Source organism: Paenibacillus sp. FSL M7-1046 (assembly GCF_038007405.1).
Classification (GTDB): domain Bacteria; phylum Bacillota; class Bacilli; order Paenibacillales; family Paenibacillaceae; genus Paenibacillus_AQ.
The window spans coordinates 2,288,102-2,302,805 of the sequence record NZ_JBBOXB010000001.1; the positions used below are offsets into that span (position 1 = coordinate 2,288,102).

The 14,704-nt window shown below is 50.5% G+C and carries 12 protein-coding genes and 3 rRNA genes; 1 reads left to right on the forward strand and 14 read right to left on the reverse strand.

What is annotated here, in order from left to right:
- Positions 1–119: 119 nt before the first annotated feature.
- The 10 genes from rsmI to NYE29_RS09960 form a co-directional block, all read right to left on the reverse strand.
- A complete protein-coding gene (rsmI, locus tag NYE29_RS09915) occupies positions 120–1,025 on the reverse strand; it encodes a 16S rRNA (cytidine(1402)-2'-O)-methyltransferase (RefSeq protein ID WP_340895709.1) in 906 nt (301 codons plus the stop codon).
- Entirely contained in the window at positions 1,025–1,795 is a 771-nt protein-coding gene (locus NYE29_RS09920) for a tRNA1(Val) (adenine(37)-N6)-methyltransferase (protein ID WP_340895711.1), read from the reverse strand. Before NYE29_RS09920 ends, rsmI begins: the two co-directional genes overlap by 1 nt.
- Before the next feature lie 171 nt (positions 1,796–1,966).
- Positions 1,967–2,332, reverse strand: a complete 366-nt coding sequence (locus tag NYE29_RS09925) for an initiation-control protein YabA (protein WP_340895714.1) — start codon at positions 2,330–2,332, stop codon at positions 1,967–1,969.
- A 30-nt stretch (positions 2,333–2,362) separates the two neighbouring features.
- Positions 2,363–3,163 carry a PSP1 domain-containing protein gene (locus NYE29_RS09930; protein ID WP_340895716.1) on the reverse strand — a complete coding sequence of 267 codons (801 nt, stop codon included), beginning with the start codon at positions 3,161–3,163 and terminating at the stop codon, positions 2,363–2,365.
- Between the two features lie 139 nt (positions 3,164–3,302).
- Complete coding sequence (holB, locus tag NYE29_RS09935; RefSeq protein WP_038584334.1) at positions 3,303–4,277, reverse strand: DNA polymerase III subunit delta'; 975 nt, start codon at positions 4,275–4,277, stop codon at positions 3,303–3,305.
- A 17-nt stretch (positions 4,278–4,294) separates the two neighbouring features.
- Positions 4,295–4,738 (reverse strand): YaaR family protein, encoded by a 444-nt coding sequence (locus tag NYE29_RS09940; RefSeq protein ID WP_038584331.1) that lies wholly within the window; start codon positions 4,736–4,738, stop codon positions 4,295–4,297.
- Between the two features lie 43 nt (positions 4,739–4,781).
- Positions 4,782–5,111, reverse strand: coding sequence for a cyclic-di-AMP receptor (locus NYE29_RS09945; RefSeq protein WP_038584327.1), 330 nt, complete (start codon positions 5,109–5,111; stop codon positions 4,782–4,784).
- Positions 5,112–5,212: 101 nt separating this feature from the next.
- On the reverse strand, positions 5,213–5,854 hold the full coding sequence (tmk, locus tag NYE29_RS09950) for a dTMP kinase (RefSeq protein ID WP_038584324.1): 642 nt from the start codon (positions 5,852–5,854) through the stop codon (positions 5,213–5,215).
- Positions 5,855–7,492: an aminotransferase class I/II-fold pyridoxal phosphate-dependent enzyme gene (locus tag NYE29_RS09955; protein WP_340895726.1), complete on the reverse strand. Its 1,638-nt coding sequence runs from the start codon at positions 7,490–7,492 to the stop codon at positions 5,855–5,857.
- Between the two features lie 216 nt (positions 7,493–7,708).
- Positions 7,709–7,894, reverse strand: coding sequence for a sigma factor G inhibitor Gin (locus NYE29_RS09960; RefSeq protein WP_038584317.1), 186 nt, complete (start codon positions 7,892–7,894; stop codon positions 7,709–7,711).
- A 210-nt stretch (positions 7,895–8,104) separates the two neighbouring features.
- On the opposite strand from NYE29_RS09960, the gene NYE29_RS09965 reads away from it, so the two are divergent.
- Positions 8,105–8,629, forward strand: a complete 525-nt coding sequence (locus NYE29_RS09965) for a hypothetical protein (protein ID WP_340895730.1) — start codon at positions 8,105–8,107, stop codon at positions 8,627–8,629.
- A gap of 100 nt (positions 8,630–8,729) precedes the next feature.
- Here NYE29_RS09965 and NYE29_RS09970 read toward each other — a convergent pair whose 3' ends face one another.
- The 4 genes from NYE29_RS09970 to NYE29_RS09985 form a co-directional block, all read right to left on the reverse strand.
- Complete coding sequence (locus NYE29_RS09970; RefSeq protein ID WP_340895732.1) at positions 8,730–9,119, reverse strand: hypothetical protein; 390 nt, start codon at positions 9,117–9,119, stop codon at positions 8,730–8,732.
- Between the two features lie 258 nt (positions 9,120–9,377).
- Positions 9,378–9,494 (reverse strand): 5S ribosomal RNA (gene rrf, locus NYE29_RS09975).
- Positions 9,495–9,570: 76 nt separating this feature from the next.
- Positions 9,571–12,497 (reverse strand): 23S ribosomal RNA (locus tag NYE29_RS09980).
- Positions 12,498–12,829: 332 nt separating this feature from the next.
- Positions 12,830–14,385: ribosomal RNA gene (locus NYE29_RS09985) — 16S ribosomal RNA — on the reverse strand.
- Together the 16S, 23S and 5S rRNA genes form the textbook arrangement of a ribosomal RNA operon.
- Positions 14,386–14,704 lie beyond the last annotated feature (319 nt).

The following is a 14,704-nucleotide window of genomic DNA, read 5'->3' on the forward strand; positions in this document are numbered from 1 at the left end:
TCGCTATACGGTGGCACGGGCCAGTGACTTTAGCGCTTGCTGGTTGCTGGCTGGTGAGCTGCTTTTTCTGCTTTTGCCCGCTCTCCCTGCGGGAATCGCTTTACGAAGATAAATGCCCTTTACTCCCTGTCCAACAATGCATTGTAAATATCGCGTTTGGCCAAGCCACGGTCTGCGGCGGCTTTTTTCATAGCTTCCTTCCGTGCCATTCCTGCGTTTTCATAGTGAGCGACATGCAGCTCAATGCTGAGCTCACGCCACCAGGAGGATTCAGCAATCTCAGCCTCTTCTTTGCTTTCCCCTTCAACCACGATTACATATTCGCCAAGCGGCGGATGTTCGGCCAGCCAAGCAGAACATTCCTCAATCGTTCCGCGCAGAAACTCCTCATAACGTTTTGTCAGTTCACGGGCCAGTACTACCCGGCGGTTGCCGAATGCCTCCTGCAGATGAACCAAGGTTTTGGCTACCCGGTGCGGCGATTCATAGAACAGCAAAGTCCCCTGCACAGAACGAACAGCGGATAATACACTACGGATATCTTTACGCTCCCTGGGCAGGAACCCGACAAAGGTAAAATTTGTGGTCGGCAAGCCGGAGGCGATCAAAGCTGACAAAGCCGCGTTAGCTCCGGGGATCGGAATGACCGGAATATGGTGGCTGACGGCCAGTGCTACAAGATCTGCTCCAGGGTCGGAAATTGCCGGCAGACCGGCGTCGCTGACAAGCGCCAAATTTTTACCTTCTATTATATAGCGGATCAGTTCCGGTCCACTGGCAGCCTTATTATGCTCATGATAGCTGAACAGCATGGAAGGCGTAATTTCAAAATGGCTCAGTAACTTACGCGTCTGTCTTGTATCCTCGGCGGCAATAATATCACATTCTTTTAAAGTGCGGACCGCACGGTAAGTTATATCCTCCAGATTGCCGATTGGCGTAGCGACCAGATAAAGACAACCGCATCCTGGCGGTTTAATTCCATCATTGTTATTTTGAAAGCTGCTTTGGCATGTTATAGTCATCATTTACCCTCTTTGTTTCCATAATAAATATCCATAATTTCCGGACAGTATTGATTGTCCTCATTATATACGATCAGCGGCGGTTGTAAACGCACCTCAGGCTTTCCATCGCGTGCAGCTTCAATCAATACCATATTGGCTTCCAAATGCGCTCTTGGATGCACGAAACGAATCAGCTTCGGCTCCAGTCTGTTTTGTCTCATCAGGCTGATAATATCCACCAGACGCTGTGGCTTGTGTACCATACTTACCTTGCCTCCGGTGCGGACCAGTCTTACACATGCCTGAATCACCTCTTCCAGCGTGCAGCCAAGCTCATGGCGGGCCATCGCTTGATGTGTATTCAGCTTGAGATCGCTTCCGTTAAGCGGCATGTACGGCGGATTAACGGTAATCGCATCGTATACACCGTATCCAGCCTCATTATGCAGTTCACGCAAATCCCCTTCATGTATCTTAATCCGCTCCTGCAGGCCGTTTAAGGCTACACTACGGCGGGCCATATCCGCCAAACGGGGCTGAATTTCAATACCTTCTATAGAAGCTTTGGTTCGTGTAGTGAGCAGTATCGGAATAACTCCATTGCCAGTACAAAGATCAAGTACTCTGCCGCGTGGCGGTATACCTGCAAACCGGGCCAGCAGTACGGCATCCATCGAGAAGCTGAACACTTCATCACTCTGAATAATCCGCAGATCATGAGTCAATAAATCATCCACCCGCTCCGTTGGCAGTAAAGGAACAGGTATTTCGTTAGAAAAATTCGTCATTGTAATCTCCTAAAAGTTTTGTTGAGCATACACTTCAATGAAATCCTGCGAAACAAAACTCGCTTCGGAAGCATACGCTTAGTTTTGCCTGAACCTATGCCCGCTTTCATCAGTCTGCGCCCTTAAATTCAAAAAAAACCGTAGGCGTAAATCTCCTACGGCTGGATATCCTCATTTATTAAGAAAAGAAAGACAGAACAGACAATCACCTTCTGTGCGCAAATGGCCGAAATAGACATTGCAGATGTGAAAGCCTTCATGATACAGCCGGGCCAGATTGTCATAACCTTCCCCAACTACCTCTTCTGTTCCCTCTCTGGCGGTCAAAAGAGCTTCCGCCTCCGCAGTATCAACGGCAGGGTCCAAAGGTGCGTCCCTCTTCAATATTTTGCGGAGCTGTTCATTCTCCAGACTAAGCCTTTGATTGGTTTCCATCAGTTCCTTAACCGTCTGTTTCCAATCTTCGAGACTTGCGCGCATGCTTTCCATCTGCGCTTCCATCTCCTGCATGTGTGCAAATATATTTATCTTCTCCAAGTTTCCACCCCGAAAGTAACCTTATATGGTTTACTTGACGACAACATCATCCATTGGAAGTTCCTTAACTTTGCCCACTTCAAACAGCTGTACATGAACCGTGCGGGTTCCGGCATTAATTCCTACCACCTTGCCGTCACCGAGTGAGGTTACGACAATCTTGCCTACCGCCGGCATTTCTTCCTTCGTGCTTTCGTAATTATCATGCTCAAACTTCAGGCAACACATCAGCCGTCCGCACAGACCCGAGATCTTTGTCGGATTAAGCGAAAGGTTCTGATCCTTAGCCATCTTGATCGATACCGGCTCGAAATCTCCAAGCCAGGAAGAGCAGCACAACACTCGTCCGCAAGGCCCCAGACCACCCAGCATCTTAGCCTCATCACGCACACCAATCTGCCGCAGCTCGATCCGGGTACGGAAAATACTTGCCAGGTCCTTGACCAATTCGCGGAAATCGACGCGGCCCTCGGCAGTGAAATAAAAAATAATCTTATTGCGGTCAAACGTGAATTCCACATCCACAAGCTTCATTTTGAGGGCATGATCGCGAATTTTATTTAAACAGGTGGTAAAAGCGTCCTTGGCTGCACCTTTGTTCTCTTCAACCACACGTGCGTCGGTTTCTCCGGCAATACGCATGACCTTCTTGAGAGGCAATACAACATCCGCTTCCTGCACCTCTTTTTTGCCAACGACAACTCTACCGTATTCGACCCCTCTTGCCGTCTCAACAATAACGCATTGATCGCGTTCAATCGGGAAATCAAGCGGATCAAAATAATATATTTTACCCGCTTTTTTGAAGCGGACACCTACTACGCTGTACAAAAATTAACCCCCTTGTTTGCCGGTAAAGGAACCCTTAAGCAAGTCCGCTCTCTGGTGATCCATGCTTGTCCTTCCTTATCCGTTAAACCCATACTTCCAGGCTGAAGCGACATATAGAGGATATATCATAACTAACCCTTTAACTTTCCAGTCGGATTAAGAACTGTTCCAGACACAGTTGGGCATTGGCATTGGACCGGAGCCTCCGCTTGCTCTCCGCCGCGAATTCCATATAAGCCACCCATTGTTCCGTACTCCGCTGACGGGCATGTCTGGAAATAAAGTCTAACTGATCTATGAAAACGATGCTTTCGTGTCTTCGGTACAGGAAGTAAAGCATATCTTTAAACCAAAGGTGGAACATGCTGAAAAGAATATCCAAATGTTCACCGAGCCCGGCCTTGAACAGCTTCTGCCCTACGGTTGCTACCGCAGTGCTGCCTTTGCCCAAAGACTCCTTAGCTAATTGTAACACTAGATTTCTCATTTCTGCAAACCAATTCTGTGCCAAAAGTTCCCTGCAGCCATCAAGACCTGAAGTCAGCGACACTGCACACCGGGCTAGCGGCACGGGAACCCCCTCGCCGGATAACGCCTGGAGCATAATATCCGGATGCAGCGGACTAAACGGAATACGCTGAGTCCTTGACTGGATCGTTGGAAGCAGGGAACTGCTATTGTCGGAGATTAAAATGCCTACTGCCGGAGCAGGTGGCTCCTCCAAAAATTTGAGCAGACTGTTGGCGGCTTGCACCGTCATTTTATCCGCTCCTTCTATAATATAAACCTTCGGGTTAATTCCTTCCGAGCGGTAAGAAAAAACACGCTGCAGCTCACGGATCTGATCGATCTTAAGGCTTGCCCCTTCGGGCTTCAGCAGGGTTAAATCCGGATGGTTGCCATGCTCAACCTTGCGGCATTCCAGGCATTCCCCACAGGCATCGTCCTTGAGCGCGGTGCAAAATATGGCTTGTGCGAACATCAGCGCTGTCTTCATTTGTCCGCTCCCGGAAGGTCCGGTGAACAGATAGGCATGACTGACCGCTTCTTTGCGCAATGCATTTTGCAGCAGGCGTTTGGCATCCTCCTGGCCTAATATATCATGAAAAGGCATAAATTCCTCCAACTCTTTTAAAAAGCAAGATTAATCAGCATTCCGCGGATCTCTCCAACCCGTCCCAGCAGATCAATACGGCCATGCTCACTTTCCAGCAAGTCATCCGCCAAGTTCAGCAGCGCGGCATCGATCTCCTCCAGCAGTTTATACCTTTTACTCCTGCCGCGACGGTCCCAGCCCTTCGTATCCTTCAGAATGACTCCGCGGCGCGCAGTCTCCTCCAGAAACTTTTTGATCATATTGCGGTAAATCGCCAGCTCGCGGACCGTCATGGATTTGGATAGCCGATCGCCCTGCTGCTGGATATCTTTAATCTGGCGGTTAAGCTCATCTATCGTTTTCTGTTCACCCTGCTGATGGAATACATCAGTGAATGATTTTTGCTGAATGGGCCTTCTACCTTCTTCGTTAGTCGGCAGCTCGCTTTTTAGGGGCCTGTAGCCCGGATTGATTTTCAAAGGTATCTACCGTCCTTATCATGGGATTGCACCGGTATTATGCTCAATAATGCTCAAAACGATCAACAGGAAGCACGAATACTGTTGCTCCGCCTACCTGTACCTCTACAGGAAGTGGTAAATATGAATCCGTCGTACCGCTCATAGGAGTTACCGGAGTAACAAGCTGCTCACGCACTTTGCAGCTATTGCGGATAACACTAAGTACAGCATCTACCTGAGTATCGTCTACACCAATCATAAATGTGGTATTCCCTGCACGCAGAAATCCGCCTGTACTGGCCAGCTTGGTTGCACGGAAGTTTGCCTTGACCAGCTCACTGGACAACCGGTTACTGTCTTTATCCTGGATAATTGCGATGATTAAGTTCATCTTCGTTCCCTCCTAAAAGTTTTGTAGGCGATACATTGGAGTGTTACCTCTCCAAAGGTGATGTGAAAAGTTCACACCTAAGTAGTATTAGACAAAGCGCCTTAAAAATCCTTTAAAATGCGCTCCTTCAGCGTACGAACGATATCCTGTTCAACCATATGAATCGGACGATTGGCATCAAGGACAACAATCCGCTGAGGATCTGATGCAATAACGAGCTGATACCCTTCACGAACCTTTTGGTGAAAAGCCAGATTTTCCAAATCAAGGCGGTTCACTTCCCGTTCCTGATTGGCAGCAATCCGTGACAGCCCCACCTCCGGGTCCACATCCAGATAGAAGGTTAGATCCGGCATCCGGCTGCCAATGGCAAAGCGGTTAATGCTCCAGACCTCTTCAATGCCAAGTCCTCTCGCATAACCCTGATACACGAGACTGCTGTCTACAAACCGGTCACAGAGTACGGTAATCCCGTCCTTGAGTGCAGGCTCAACTACTTCAGCCAAATGCTGGCTTCTTGCCGCTGCATACAACAGCGCTTCCGTCCGGGCATCCATAGCAGTATGGGCGGGATCCAGAATAATGGATCGGATCTTCTCGGCGATTTCAATCCCCCCGGGTTCACGCGTAATCCTGTAGGGCATGGAGTGATTCTGCAAATATGCCGCCACCCGGCCCAGTACCGTTGTTTTTCCCGAGCCATCGCCTCCCTCCAAAGTAATGAAGAAACCTTCTCGTGCCACTTATACTTCTCCGCCCTTCTGAATGTTGTATACCTTGATATGCTGTAAGACCGGATCAGCGCAGGCCTGAAATTTGGCTCCGCCTTTACTGAGACCACTCAGCCGGTTGCATATGGCTTCGGTTATTGTCTCGCCCGGATAGAGCAGTGGAATGCCCGGCGGATAAGGAATAACCATCTCTGCCGCCACTCTTCCTATACTATATTCCAAGCGGATACTTTCTGTTTCACTTTCAAGCACCGGCCGTAAAGAGAACGGAACCGGAGCTGAAATCAGAGACGTGGTGAAATTGTTCCACGTGGAATTATTGCTGTGAGGAGATTTCCTTCCCTCTGCCTGGCTGTCAGCCAAGGCTGCTGCGGGTGCTTGCTCCGCAGCAGCCTTGGACACCGCGGATGCCTGCGGCACCGGGCATGGCCTGTCCGCATCAATCTCCTGCAGCGCGCTCAGCAGCGCTGCGGCATCTTCAGCCTTCGAGCCGAGGCTGAAGGCCAGCACTACGTGCCGGGCATCGCTCATCTCCGGAACGATGCCCTTCTCCTCGAGCCTGCGCTGCAGCTCGAAGCCCCCCAGGACCCCGGCGGCGTCATAAATGACGGCCTTAAAAGGGTCCTGCATGCTGTACGCCGCCCCGCTATGCGGCGGCGTTCCCGTGCCGGCGGCTGCACCTGCCCCGCCGGAAGGCTGCAGCGGCACCGCTGGCTGCAGCAGCCCATAACGCGGCAGCTGCGCCAGGCCGCGCCGCAGGACGTCTACGGCGGCGAGCCCCGCCGTGAAGGCAGCGGCGCGCTGGCTGTGCACCAGCCGCCGGGCCAGATCGAGCGAAGCCATCACGGGGTAGGATGGGCTGGAGCTCTGCACCATCGCGAGCCGCTGCCTAAGCAGGGTGCGGTCAAGCCGCGGGCCCTGCACATGCAACATGGCGCCCATGGTGAGCGCCGGCAGCATCTTGTGCGTGGACTGCACTACGCCGTCCGCGCCGCACATTAGCGCCCCGGCCGGCAGCGCGGGGTGCTGTCCGTAATGCGCCCCGTGCGCTTCGTCAACCAACAGCGGAACGCTGCTGTCGTGACAGATCTGCGCGAGGGACGCCAGGTCGCTGCCCATGCCGTAGTAATTCGGCATGGTGACCAGCACAGCTGCGGCTTCCGGATAGGCTGCCAAGGCAGCCTGCACCGTCTCAGCCGCAGGAGCGACCGCAAGGCCGCTGTCCGTATCCAGCAGCGGCTCCAGAAAAACTGCCTGAACACCCGCCAGCATTAGTCCATGAATGACCGATTTATGCACATTTCGCTGCAGAATCATGATCATTCCCGGCTGGGGGCATACCGTCAGGATGAGGGCAAGATTACCGGCAGTGCTGCCGCCAACGAGAAAAAAACTCTCTTCCGCCCCAAAACAATCCGCTGCCAGCTCCTGTGCTTCCTTAATCACCCCTTCAGGATGATGAAGATCATCTGTTCCGGAAATCTCTGTGACATCGTATTTCATGATCTCATCCAGATATCCTGCGCCCCCGAATCCGCTATAAGCCTCACCATTCTTATGGCCCGGCACATGATAAGATATATTACCCTTTACTCTATATTGTTCCAACATTTCGTATACAGGTGCCCTGCCAGGCTGTAAATTGTTCATGATCTATTCCTTCCCTGGGGGTTACCTTCTATTTTAACGCAAATATGTGCAAACGCCTATTATTCTGCACAAAAGCCTCTTCACGACAACAAAACGGCTCCTCCCGCCCTTTAAGACGGGGAAGCCGTTATATTGAAGCCTTCTTATGCAGCCAACGCGACACATAACCACCGCCTGCTCTTTTTACCCCATCTTCATTCCATACCTGTGTTCTGCTCAAGCGTTCTTCTGTAATCCAATCTTCTTCATCCGTCCAATAAAAAAACGGTATTTGGCATCTTCTGCCTCTGTATGCACCATTTCACTCTCACAATCCTCACAAATGAAATGCGAGACAATCACAATACCTTCCTCTTTCACTTGTCCGCAAATGATGCAGGGCTGTCCGGGTTGCTGTTCCATTACCATCCCACCTTGACTCTTTTAAGAACAGTATGTTACACCTTCTATCATTTTAAACCTTTTCATAGTTTTTTCCTATCCTTCAAGGCTTATAATATATATATTCCGTCATTTATCTAAAGGTGAACCTGATGCTGAAGTTTAATAAATTGCTGCCATTCGCCGATATTAGTAACATGAGAACTAAGTGAGGAGGTCAAACCTTTCTTTATGGAATCTAACACCAAAGGCGCAGCCACATTCTATCAATACAAGCTTATTAAAAAGATTAATCTCACGCCTGTTAAGCTGCGGATATATATTGCGCTCCCCCTCTTTTTCGTAGTGCTGGAAACAGTGTTCCTTTCCTGGTGGAGTATCCTGTTCATGATTATTGCCGCACCTGTTGTGATATGGATTCAATATGTAATCTCGCGGTCAGTTCTGGTCATTACCGGGCATCCCATCGCCAAGCGGTGGAAATTATCCTTTCGCCTGCCATGGCTTGGTTATATGCCTGATCAATACATCAGCTATGGCATCTTCCGTAAAGTACAGATGCATAACTTCTGGATCGGCCTGTGCATCGCCGCACTGTTTATTGTATGGTCTCCGCCGGCATTTACAGTATCCTTGATCATCTGTCATCTATGGGTGCTCTTCCCCCGTCTTTATACGCTGCTGAGACTAAATCGTGAAGAGAAAAATGGTATGCTTAAGTTCACATCCACTGATGTTTCCTATTACTCTCAGTAATCAACAAGCCACATACATACAGCGATGAAATGCTCACCCTACAATAAATAACCGCCGTCTATTAGGACGGCGGTTATTTATTTACACTCCAGCTCTTTAACTATGTTTTCTTCTCCTTCGGAATCATCACAATGAAATAGTCATCATGGATCGTTAGGTGAACTGTGAGTCCATCCTTCTCAAAGACTCGGGAGCTTCCTGAATCATCATCCTGTTGTTCTTCCCATCCCCAAGCCTTGATAGCTTCCAAATAAGGCTCTGCAACGCCTTCCTTTTCTTTAAGTCCGGGCAATGAATAACGAACATAATCCATAGCGACATTGGTAGTGGTCCGATCAGGAGAGCTAGCATCCTTAGGTACCGGAAAGCTTTTTTCGTTAAGTGCACCCTCAAAGGCATCCCAGGCAGGCTCTTTCGTACCGCAACCAACCAGCATTACACAAACTATAGAAACAATAAATAATATCCACAAGGGCCGGGTTCGCTTCATACCTTAAATCCTCCTTACCTCTACCATGCATCTAAAGACGCAAGAAAATTCAAATTTAGAATTTATCAGTAGTTCATTCGTATTAAGGTTCTTCTTAATATTTGCACATTTCTATTATACTTTGATCTGCTGTGGCGTCGGTAACAAAAATGTCACTCCATTGTAAGCGTTTTATAAATTCATGCTCCTCTATACCTATCCCTTGCAATCTAAATAACAAAAAAGCCACTGTTGAGAAACTCAACAATGGCTTTGTGTGCTTGGCGGCGTCCTACTCTCCCAGGACCCTTCGGTCCAAGTACCATCGGCGCTGGAGGGCTTAACGGTCGTGTTCGGGATGGGTACGCGTGGAACCCCTCCGCTATCGCCACCAAACGGGCATTTACAGCGTAAATGCTTCAGGAACCTTAATTCCTGAAAACTGAATCCGAAACGAATCTGCGTCTTACTGTTGGATAAGCCCTCGACCGATTAGTATTGGTCAGCTCCATGCATTGCTGCACTTCCACCTCCAACCTATCTACCTCGTCGTCTTCAAGGGGTCTTACTAATTGGGAAATCTCATCTTGAGGGGGGCTTCACGCTTAGATGCTTTCAGCGCTTATCCCGTCCGTACGTAGCTACTCAGCCATGCTCCTGGCGGAACAACTGATGCACCAGCGGTACGTCCATCCCGGTCCTCTCGTACTAAGGACAGCTCCTCTCAAATTTCCTGCGCCCACGACAGATAGGGACCGAACTGTCTCACGACGTTCTGAACCCAGCTCGCGTACCGCTTTAATGGGCGAACAGCCCAACCCTTGGGACCTACTTCAGCCCCAGGATGCGATGAGCCGACATCGAGGTGCCAAACCTCCCCGTCGATGTGGACTCTTGGGGGAGATAAGCCTGTTATCCCCAGGGTAGCTTTTATCCGTTGAGCGATGGCCCTTCCATGCGGTACCACCGGATCACTAAGTCCGACTTTCGTCCCTGCTCGACTTGTTGGTCTCGCAGTCAAGCTCCCTTATGCCTTTGCACTCTTCGAATGATTTCCAACCATTCTGAGGGAACCTTTGAACGCCTCCGTTACTCTTTAGGAGGCGACCGCCCCAGTCAAACTGCCCGCCTGACACGGTCCCCGTACCCGATTAGGGCACTAGGTTAGAACCTAGATACGATCAGGGTGGTATCCCAACGGCGCCTCCGCAGAAGCTTGCGCTCCTGCCTCTACGGCTCCCACCTATCCTGTACAGATCGTACCCAAATTCAATATCAAGCTGCAGTAAAGCTCCATGGGGTCTTTCCGTCTTGTCGCGGGTAACCTGCATCTTCACAGGTATTAAAATTTCACCGGATCTCTCGTTGAGACAGCGCCCAAGTCGTTACGCCATTCGTGCGGGTCAGAATTTACCTGACAAGGAATTTCGCTACCTTAGGACCGTTATAGTTACGGCCGCCGTTTACTGGGGCTTCGGTTCACAGCTTCGGATTGCTCCTAACCGCTCCCCTTAACCTTCCAGCACCGGGCAGGCGTCAGCCCGTATACTTCGCCTTGCGGCTTCGCACAGACCTGTGTTTTTGCTAAACAGTCGCTTGGGCCTTTTCACTGCGGCCCCCTCGGGCTATTCACCCTACCGAGGCACCCCTTCTCCCGAAGTTACGGGGTCATTTTGCCGAGTTCCTTAACGAGAGTTCTTCCGCGCGCCTTAGAATTCTCTTCTCGCCTACCTGTGTCGGTTTGCGGTACGGGCACCTTCTCCTGACTAGAGGCTTTTCTTGGCAGTGTGAGATCATGACCTTCGCTACTATAATTTTCGCTCCCCATCACAGCCCAGCCTTAATGGTGTGCGGATTTGCCTACACACCAGCCTCACTGCTTAGACGGACATCCATCAGTCCGCGTCACTACCCTCCTGCGTCACCCCATCGCTCATAGCGGATTACGGTGGTACAGTAATTTCAAACTGTTGTCCTTCGACTACGCCTTTCGGCCTCGCCTTAGGTCCCGACTTACCCTGAGCGGACGAGCCTTCCTCAGGAAACCTTGGGCTTTCGGCGGATCAGATTCTCACTGATCTTTTCGTTACTCATACCGGCATTCTCACTTGTATGCTGTCCAGCGCTCCTTACGGTACACCTTCAACCTGCATACAACGCTCCCCTACCCCAGATACATAGTATCTAGCCATAGCTTCGGTGGTGTGTTTAGCCCCGTTACATTTTCGGCGCAGAGTCACTCGACCAGTGAGCTATTACGCACTCTTTCAATGGTGGCTGCTTCTAAGCCAACATCCTGGTTGTCTGTGCAACTCCACATCCTTTCCCACTTAACACACACTTGGGGACCTTAGCTGATGGTCTGGGCTGTTTCCCTTTTGACAATGGATCTTAGCACTCACTGTCTGACTCCCGGCAAGAAGTTAATGGCATTCGGAGTTTGACTGAGCTTGGTAACCCTTGCGGGCCCCGCACCCAATCAGTGCTCTACCTCCACCACTCCATTCACCGAGGCTAGCCCTAAAGCTATTTCGGGGAGAACCAGCTATCTCCGAGTTCGATTGGAATTTCTCCGCTACCCCCACCTCATCCCCGCATTTTTCAACATACGTGGGTTCGGGCCTCCAGTGCGTGTTACCGCACCTTCACCCTGGACAGGGGTAGATCACACGGTTTCGGGTCTACGTCCACATACTCAGTCGCCCTATTCAGACTCGCTTTCGCTGCGGCTCCGGCTTCTCACCTTAACCTTGCATGTTAAACGTAACTCGCCGGTTCATTCTACAAAAGGCACGCCATCACCCATTAATAGGGCTCTGACTTTTTGTAAGCACACGGTTTCAGGTTCTATTTCACTCCCCTTCCGGGGTGCTTTTCACCTTTCCCTCACGGTACTGTTTCACTATCGGTCGCCAGGTAGTATTTAGCCTTAGCAGATGGTCCTGCTGGATTCATACGGGGTTTCACGTGCCCCGCACTACTCGGGATCCGTCTCGGAGAGAACACAGTTTAGGCTACAGGGCTTTTACCTCTATCGCGGGCCTTTCCAGACCTCTTCGCCTACCATATTCCTTTGTAACTCCATGTGAGACGTCCCACAACCCCAAGGGGCAAGCCCCTTGGTTTAGGCTGTTCCGCGTTCGCTCGCCGCTACTGACGGAATCACTATTGTTTTCTCTTCCTCAGGGTACTTAGATGTTTCAGTTCCCCTGGTCTGCCTCTATCTCCCCTATGTATTCAGAGAGAAGTAACTGCGAATTACCACAGCTGGGTTTCCCCATTCGGACACCCCCGGATCAAAGCTTGCTTACAGCTCCCCGAGGCAGTTTCGTTGTTCGCCACGTCCTTCGTCGGCTCCTGGCGCCTAGGCATCCTCCGTGTGCTCTTATTAGCTTAACCAATCGCTCTGGTATTGGCTTATTCGCTCATCTTGTTTTAAACAGCGCTTCCAGATCACTCTGTCCGCTAGTCTGTTTAAAGCCAAAAGTCGCTCACAATCCAAAACCTTCGCTTAGTATCACTATTAATTAAAACTTGTTCACACAAGCTTCAGCTAAAAGATGTTCTAAAACGCAAATTCGTTTCGGTATCCAGTTTTCAAGGATCAAGGTGTTACTTGAGAGCTTAAACTCTCAAAACTGACCAACGAGTGAGTAACAGGCCTAAACCTGAGTTTTGGAAGTAATACTTCCGATTTGAATGTTTCCATTGCAGGAAACGATTCTCCATAGAAAGGAGGTGATCCAGCCGCACCTTCCGATACGGCTACCTTGTTACGACTTCACCCCAATCATCTACCCCACCTTCGGCGGCTGGCTCCCTTGCGGGTTACCCCACCGACTTCGGGTGTTGTAAACTCTCGTGGTGTGACGGGCGGTGTGTACAAGACCCGGGAACGTATTCACCGCGGCATGCTGATCCGCGATTACTAGCAATTCCGACTTCATGCAGGCGAGTTGCAGCCTGCAATCCGAACTGAGACCGGCTTTGCTGGGATTGGCTCCACCTCGCGGCTTCGCTTCCCGTTGTACCGGCCATTGTAGTACGTGTGTAGCCCAGGTCATAAGGGGCATGATGATTTGACGTCATCCCCACCTTCCTCCGGTTTGTCACCGGCAGTCACTCTAGAGTGCCCAGCCTTACCTGCTGGCAACTAAAGTCAAGGGTTGCGCTCGTTGCGGGACTTAACCCAACATCTCACGACACGAGCTGACGACAACCATGCACCACCTGTCTCCTCTGTCCCGAAGGCCGCCACTATCTCTAATGGATTCAGAGGGATGTCAAGACCTGGTAAGGTTCTTCGCGTTGCTTCGAATTAAACCACATACTCCACTGCTTGTGCGGGTCCCCGTCAATTCCTTTGAGTTTCAGTCTTGCGACCGTACTCCCCAGGCGGAGTGCTTACTGTGTTAACTTCGGCACCAAGGGTATCGAAACCCCTAACACCTAGCACTCATCGTTTACGGCGTGGACTACCAGGGTATCTAATCCTGTTTGCTCCCCACGCTTTCGCGCCTCAGCGTCAGTTACAGCCCAGAAAGTCGCCTTCGCCACTGGTGTTCCTCCACATATCTACGCATTTCACCGCTACACGTGGAATTCCACTTTCCTCTTCTGTACTCAAGCCACCCAGTTTCCAGTGCGACCTCAGGTTGAGCCCAAGGTTTAAACACCAGACTTAAATAGCCGCCTGCGCGCGCTTTACGCCCAATAATTCCGGACAACGCTTGCCCCCTACGTATTACCGCGGCTGCTGGCACGTAGTTAGCCGGGGCTTTCTTCTCAGGTACCGTCACTCCGGTAGCAGTTACTCTACCGGACGTTCTTCCCTGGCAACAGAGCTTTACGATCCGAAAACCTTCATCACTCACGCGGCGTTGCTCCGTCAGGCTTTCGCCCATTGCGGAAGATTCCCTACTGCTGCCTCCCGTAGGAGTCTGGGCCGTGTCTCAGTCCCAGTGTGGCCGTTCACCCTCTCAGGTCGGCTACGCATCGTCGCCTTGGTGGGCCGTTACCCCACCAACTAGCTAATGCGCCGCAGGCCCATCTCCTTGTAGCAGATTGCTCCGCCTTTCATCCTTCGTCCATGTGAACAAAGGAATTATCCGGTATTAGCTACCGTTTCCGGTAGTTATCCCAGTCAAAGAGGTAGGTTGCCTACGTGTTACTCACCCGTCCGCCGCTAAGTTAATCCGGAGCAAGCTCCTTCATAACTCCGCTCGACTTGCATGTATTAGGCACGCCGCCAGCGTTCGTCCTGAGCCAGGATCAAACTCTCCAAATTGGTATTTAGAAAGAGCGATTGCTCAATTTGAAACATCTGACGAGAATTTACATTCTCTAATTTTGGATCTCACTTGCGTGATTTCCATACTCACTCGTTGTTCAGTTTTCAAAGATCAAGCTCGTTGTCAGTGTCGATTATCTCGTCACCAGCAACTCTTATAATATATCACACCCAGTCGATCAATGCAAGCTCTTTTTTTCAACTTCTTTTTCGAGCCCGGCGTTGATGTTTCGCGGCCAGAAATAGAATATATCATGTATGGTTCTACATTGCAAGCATTATTTATAAAATTCTTTCTAGAGTAAACAGCTTGTAC

What these genes read in the sequence shown, in the direction of transcription:
- rsmI (WP_340895709.1), bottom strand. Translation starts at nt 1,025, where the DNA reads ATGACTATAACATGCCAAAGCAGCTTTCAAAATAACAATGATGGAATT.
- NYE29_RS09920 (WP_340895711.1), bottom strand. Translation starts at nt 1,795, where the DNA reads ATGACGAATTTTTCTAACGAAATACCTGTTCCTTTACTGCCAACGGAG.
- holB (WP_038584334.1), bottom strand. Translation starts at nt 4,277, where the DNA reads ATGCCTTTTCATGATATATTAGGCCAGGAGGATGCCAAACGCCTGCTG.
- NYE29_RS09945 (WP_038584327.1), bottom strand. Translation starts at nt 5,111, where the DNA reads ATGAACTTAATCATCGCAATTATCCAGGATAAAGACAGTAACCGGTTG.
- NYE29_RS09955 (WP_340895726.1), bottom strand. Translation starts at nt 7,492, where the DNA reads ATGAACAATTTACAGCCTGGCAGGGCACCTGTATACGAAATGTTGGAA.
- NYE29_RS09960 (WP_038584317.1), bottom strand. Translation starts at nt 7,894, where the DNA reads ATGGAACAGCAACCCGGACAGCCCTGCATCATTTGCGGACAAGTGAAA.
- NYE29_RS09965 (WP_340895730.1), top strand. Translation starts at nt 8,105, where the DNA reads ATGGAATCTAACACCAAAGGCGCAGCCACATTCTATCAATACAAGCTT.
- NYE29_RS09970 (WP_340895732.1), bottom strand. Translation starts at nt 9,119, where the DNA reads ATGAAGCGAACCCGGCCCTTGTGGATATTATTTATTGTTTCTATAGTT.